Origin of the sequence: Streptomyces sp. NPDC012508, from assembly GCF_042902595.1 — a bacterium.
In the GTDB taxonomy this organism is placed as follows: Bacteria; Actinomycetota; Actinomycetes; order Streptomycetales; family Streptomycetaceae; genus Streptomyces.
In genome coordinates this window covers 1-4,597 of the sequence record NZ_JBIBEO010000023.1, presented here as the reverse complement: position 1 = coordinate 4,597, position 4,597 = coordinate 1, and the positions used below count along the sequence as shown (strand labels likewise).

The following is a 4,597-nucleotide window of genomic DNA, read 5'->3' as shown; positions in this document are numbered from 1 at the left end:
CCCATGTGCACACCGCCGGCGCCACGCCCGACTGGGCCGCCGTGTACGCACCCTGGGCCCCCCGACGCATCGACCTGCCCACCTACGCCTTCCAGCGGCAGCGCTACTGGCCGGCCCTCGGCGGTGCGGCCGCGCTGGGAGCCGTGGGGCTGCGCGGCACCCATCACCCGCTGCTCGGTGCGGTGGTCACGGTGGCCGGGGGCGACGGGCTGGTGTTCACCGGGCGGCTCTCCCGGGCCACCCACCCCTGGCTCGCCGACCACCAGGTGGCCGGCACGGTCCTGGTCCCGGGCACGGCGCTCGTCGAGCTGGCCCTGCACGCGGGCGAGCAGGTCGCCTGCCCCGTCGTGGACGAACTCACTCTCGACACGCCGCTGGTGCTGCCCGAGCGGGGCGGCGTCCGCATCCAGGCCGAGGTGGGAGCACCGCTCGCGGACGGCTCCCGGGAGATCGCCCTCTACTCCCTCCCCGACGACCTGACCGGCGTTGTGGAACCGTCCGGCGACTGGGTACGGCACGCGAGCGGCATCCTCTCGGCCGCTTCCTCCGCCGCTTCCGGCACCCCGCTCACTACGTGGCCGCCGCAGGACGCGGCGCCGGTGGAGCTGGGCGACTTCTACGCCACCGCCGCGGACGCAGGCCTCCAGTACGGGCCGTTCTTCCAGGGCCTGCAGGCCGCGTGGCGCGGCGCCGACGGAGCGGTGTACGCCGAAGTGGCGCTGCCCTCGGTCGGTGGCGCGGGTGCCCCGGAGCCCGGTGGCTTCGGCCTGCACCCGGCACTGTTCGACGCCGCCCTGCACGGCGCGGCACTGTACGACCCGGCGCAGAGCGCTCAGGCCCAGGGCGCTCCGGCACAGGGCGCTCCGGCGCAGGGTGAGCAGTCCGTACGGCTGCCGTTCAGCTGGTCCGGTGTCACCCTGCACGCGACCGGCGCGACCGCTCTGCGCGTACGCCTGGCCCCGGCGGGCACGGACGCCGTCTCCCTCGACCTCGCCGACCCGGAGGGCCGGCCGGTCGCCAACGTCGCGTCCCTGGTCCTGCGACCCGCCGGTACCACGGGCGCCGCCGCCGTACGACCCGACACGCTCTTCCGTGTGCAGTGGACCGCCCTGCCCACGACGGACGGCCAGGAGGGCACCCGCCCCTGGACGGTCGTCGCCGGGCCGGCCGAACTCGCCGACCTGGCGGCCCTGCCGGAGGTCCCCACGCTGGTGGCCGTGCACGCAGGTCCGGTGCCCGGCGCCGACAGCGACGCCGACGAGCCCGCCCGGGTCCGCGCCTCCGCGCACCGCGCCCTGGAGTGCGTACGGACCTGGCTCGCCGACGGGCGTTTCACCGACTCCACGCTCGTCCTGCTCACCCGGGGCGCCATGCCCGTCGGCCAGGCTCCGGTCGATCCGGCCGCGGCCGCCGTGTGGGGCCTGGTCCGCAGCGCGCAGACCGAACACCCCGGCCGCTTCGTCCTGCTCGACCTGGACCCCGCGGACGGCGACGTACCCGGTACGGGACCGGCCGGCACCGACGAGCCGCAGCTCGCGCTGCGGGACGGCCGGTGGCACGCCCCGCGCCTCGCCCGCGCCGCCGCCTCCGCGCCGGGTGCCGACTCCGGGGAGACGGTGGCCCACGGGACCGTACTCGTCACCGGCGGCACCGGTGTCCTGGGTGCCCGGGTGGCCCGGCACCTCGCCGCCGAGCACGGCGTCCGCGAGCTGCTGCTGGTGAGCCGGCGCGGCCCGGCAGCCCCCGGGACCGACGAACTGATCGCCGAACTGGCCGAACTGGGCGCCCACGCACGGGCCGTCGCCTGCGACGTGGCCGACCGCGAAGCGCTGGCCGAGATGCTCGCCACCGTGCCCGAGGACCGCCCGCTGACCGGAGTGGTGCACGCCGCCGGGATCGTCGACGACGGCGTGGTCACCGGCCTGACCCCGGAGCGGATCGACGCGGTGCTGGACGCCAAGGCGGCCTCCGCGCTGCACTTGGACGCGCTGGTCGGAGACGTTCCGCTGTTCGTGCTGTTCTCGTCCGCCTCGGCGACGTTCGGCTCGGCCGGCCAGGCCGGGTACGCGGCGGCCAACGCGGTGCTCGACGCCCTCGCGCAGCGCAGGCCGGGCGCTGTCTCCGTCGGCTGGGGACTGTGGGAGGAGACCTCCGGGATCTCCGCCGGGCTGGACGAGACGGGCCGGGCCCGGATCAACCGCGCGGGCGGGCCGCTCACCACGGCCGAGGCGCTGACGATCCTGGACGCCGTCCACACGGGTGACACCCCGCACCTGGTCGCCCTCCACCTGAACCTCCCCGAACTCCGGAAGGCCCTGGACGGCGACCCCGCCGGCCAGGCGCCCCCGCTGCTGCGCGGCCTGGTCACCCGCTCCCCCCGGCCCGCGGCGGCGACACGTGCCGTACCCGGCGCCGCCTCCCCGCTGGGCGAGCGTCTCGCCGCGCTCGGCGAGCTCGAGCGCACCGAGTTCCTCGCCGAACTGGTGCGGTCCGAAGCCGCCGGAGTGCTCGGGTACGCCGCCACCGACCCGGTGCAGGACCACAGCACGTTCAAGGACCTGGGCTTCGACTCGCTGACCGCCGTCGAACTGCGCAACCGCCTCGGTGCCGTGACCGGCCTGCGGCTGCCCGCGACCCTGGTCTTCGACCACCCGTCGCCGCAGGCGCTGACGGCGCACCTGCTCTCCCGCCTGATCGGCGAGGAGCGCAAGGCCCCCACGTCGGCCGGCCGCGCCTCCCGAACGGCCGCCGGGAACGACGAACCCATCGCGATCGTCGCGATGAGCTGCCGCTACCCCGGCGGGGTGAACAGCCCCGAGGACCTGTGGCGGCTGGTGGCCGAGGGCTCCGACGCGATCGGCCCGTTCCCCGACAACCGCGGCTGGGACATCGGTAACCTCTACGACCCCACCCCCGACGCGTCGGGCAAGTCGTACGTCCTCGAAGGCGGCTTCGTCCGCGACGCCGACCGCTTCGACCCCGCGCTCTTCAACATCTCGCCGCGCGAGGCGCTCGCCATGGACCCGCAGCAGCGGTTGCTGCTCGAGGCGTCCTGGGAGGTGTTCGAACGGGCCGGCATCGACCCGACCTCGCAACGCGGCAGCCGCACCGGCGTCTTCGCCGGACTCATGTACCACGACTACGGATCGACCATGACCGTGCTGCCCGAGGGCGTCGAGGGCTACCTCGGCACCGGTACCTCCGGCAGCGTGCTGGCCGGCCGTGTCTCCTACACCTTCGGGCTCGAGGGCCCGGCCATGACGGTGGACACCGCGTGCTCGTCCTCCCTGGTCACGCTGCACCTGGCCTGCCAGGCGCTGCGCGCGGGGGAGTGCGACATGGCACTGGCGGGCGGCGTCACCGTGCTCTCCACCCCCGCTGTCTTCATCGACTTCAGCACGCAGGGCGCACTCTCCTCCAACGGCCGTTGCAAGACCTTCTCGGCGGACGCCGACGGCACAGGCTGGGGCGAGGGCGTCGGTGTGCTGCTGGTGGAGCGGCTCTCGGATGCTCTCGCGCGTGGCCATGAGGTGTTGGCGGTGGTGCGGGGTTCGGCGGTCAACCAGGACGGTGCGTCGAATGGTTTGACGGCGCCGAACGGTCCGTCGCAGGAGCGGGTGATCCGTGCCGCGCTGGATGCGGCGCGGCTCGACCCTGCCGATGTGGATGTGGTGGAGGCGCATGGCACGGGGACGACGTTGGGTGACCCGATCGAGGCGCAGGCGTTGCTTGCGACGTACGGGCAGGATCGTGAAGAGCCCCTGTATCTGGGGTCGTTGAAGTCGAACATCGGTCATACGCAGGCGGCTGCGGGTGTCGGTGGTGTGATCAAAATGGTGGAGGCGATGCGCCATGGTGTGCTGCCGGCCACGCTGCATGTGGGGGAGCCGTCGCCGCATGTGGACTGGGAGGCGGGGGCTGTCGAGCTCCTGACGGAGGCGCGTCAGTGGCCGGAGACGGACCGTCCGCGCCGGGCCGGTGTGTCGTCGTTCGGTGTGAGTGGCACGAACGCGCACGTGATCCTGGAGGCCGCGCCGCAGTCCGTGGACGCGGTGCCCGCCGCCCCGGCCGGAGCCGAGCCCTTGTCCGCCTCCACGCCCTGGCTGCTCGCCGGCAAGAGCGCGGGTGCGCTCCAGGCCGCCGCGGCACGGCTCGCCGGGCTGACGGACGAGGCGGATCCCGCCGACGTCGCCTGGCGGCTGCTCACCGGTCGTGCGGTGCTGGAGCACCGGGCGGTGGTGCTGGGGGAGGACCGTGCCGGGGCCCTGCGGGCGTTGGCGCGGGATGTGTCGCATCCGGGTGTGGTGCGGGGTGCGGCGCGCTCCGGTGGTGCTCCGGTGTTGGTGTTCCCGGGGCAGGGTTCGCAGTGGCTGGGTATGGGCCGGGAGCTGGCGGCCTGGTCGCCGGAGTTCCGCGAGGGCCTGGAGGAGTGCGCGGCGGCGTTGGAGCCGCACGTGGACTGGTCGCTGTGGGACGTGCTCGACAGCGACGATGAGGCTCTTTGGGGTCGGGTGGATGTGGTCCAGCCGGTCTTGTGGGCGTTGATGGTGTCGCTGGCCCGGCTGTGGCGCTCGTGCGGTGTGGTCCCGTCGGCGGT

At 74.5% G+C, this 4,597-nt stretch carries 1 protein-coding gene; it reads left to right on the top strand.

The window, feature by feature from the left end; genetic code table 11:
• On the top strand, window positions 1-4,597 hold a 4,597-nt coding region (locus tag ACFY8U_RS36200; protein ID WP_389576397.1), incomplete at both ends, for a type I polyketide synthase.